At 39.8% G+C, this 716-nt stretch carries 1 pseudogene; it reads right to left on the bottom strand.

Features of this window, described 5'->3' with window-relative positions:
• Positions 1-529 (bottom strand): annotated as a pseudogene (locus tag QQK25_RS24695) (hypothetical protein); the annotation flags it as partial.
• Between the last annotated feature and the right edge of the window lie 187 nt (positions 530-716).

Raw genomic sequence — 716 nt, 5'->3', positions numbered from 1 at the left:
CAACCCCGGCGCCCCCAAATAGCCCGATTTTCCCCCCACGGCGATAAGGAGCTAAAAGATCTACTACTTTAATCCCGGTTTCAAAAATGGATAATTTTGTATCTAAGTCTATAAAAGCGGGCGCAGATCTATGAATAGGAGATGTTGTGGCAGTCTCTACGGGACCTAAATTATCAACAGGCTCTCCAAGAACGTTGAAAATTCGTCCAAGAGTCGCTCCGCCGACCGGAACACTTAAAGGAGCTCCCGTGTCAATTACTTCCATCCCTCTCATCAGGCCATCAGTAGCACTCATAGCAACAGCTCTTACTCTATTATTACCTAATAATTGCTGTACCTCACAGGTCATATTAACCTGTTGACCAACATTATCTCTGCCTTTAACTATCAAAGCGTTGTAAATATTGGGCATTTTACCCGGTGAAAAGACTACATCTAGTACCGGACCAATGATTTGAACAATACGCCCTAGTTTTTTTTCTTCAAGTGCAGAAACGCCAGGACCGGAAGGAGTAGGATTGATTTTCATAAAAATTTATATATAGAACGTGAAATATATTGCAACCTCTGAACTTTTTTTATAAATGGAATCTAAAAATGTCCGATAGCAAATTGCTCGATTAATTCAACAATAAAGGAAATTCGTGCTTTACTTCGTTGGGATCATCCAATCATCCCACTGTTTGTTCATTCAATAAGTGAATTTGAAAGTTTAA

Origin of the sequence: Zoogloea oryzae (assembly GCF_030161255.1) — a bacterium.
Lineage (GTDB): Bacteria > Pseudomonadota > Gammaproteobacteria > Burkholderiales > Rhodocyclaceae > Zoogloea > Zoogloea oryzae.
Note: the sequence above shows the minus strand (reverse complement) of the source record. Positions and strands in the feature narration are given on the sequence as shown.